The organism is Pseudomonas sp. BN417 (assembly GCF_029871205.1).
Lineage (GTDB): Bacteria > Pseudomonadota > Gammaproteobacteria > Pseudomonadales > Pseudomonadaceae > Metapseudomonas.
Genome location: NZ_SSOJ01000008.1, coordinates 1 through 629, shown reverse-complemented (window position 1 = coordinate 629; position 629 = coordinate 1). Strand labels below are relative to the sequence as shown.

The following is a 629-nucleotide window of genomic DNA, read 5'->3' as shown; positions in this document are numbered from 1 at the left end:
ACTGAGCGCGAAGCGATCAGGCTGGGGCGCAGGGCGGGGGCCGGGGGAGAGGGATGCATCAGGTAGGCGTGGAGGCCTGAAAGAGCCGTACTAGACGCCTCTATTCGGTGCTGCCTCAGCTAATGCAGACATAGCCAATTCATTCGCCAAGGGCAGCAAAGCTGCCCCCTGAAAGTCTGCCCGGCGGACCTTCGGCCCGCTTGGCGAATGAATTCACCCCTACAGAAGCCGCGTATGCAATCGCCGAAATAAAAAAAGGGGCTGCCAAGCAGCCCCTTCTTCATTTCTCGCGCACTCAGCGCTTGCGACCGAACCCCGGACGCTGGCCTTCACCGCCGGGAGGACCGCTGCGCTTGTTCTGCGGACGCTGCGGCTTGCGGGCCGGACGATCCGCCAGCTCGACGGCCGGACGCTCGCCATGGGACTTGGCCGGGCGCTTCTTGTTCACGTCGCGGGGACGGTCGGCTACCGGCGTGCTGCGCGGCGCGCGAGCGGGACGCTCGTCACCTTCGCGACGCGGACCACGGGTCGGACGCTCGCCACCTTCACTGCGCGGACCACGGGCCGGACGCTCGTCACCCTCGCGGCGCGGACCACGAGCCGGACGCTCGTCGCCGTCACGGCGCGGA

1 pseudogene is annotated in these 629 nt (G+C 67.7%); it reads right to left on the bottom strand.

Annotated elements, in window-relative coordinates:
• Positions 1 to 295: 295 nt before the first annotated feature.
• Positions 296 to 629, bottom strand: a pseudogene (locus tag E8F11_RS00170) (pseudouridine synthase); the annotation flags it as partial.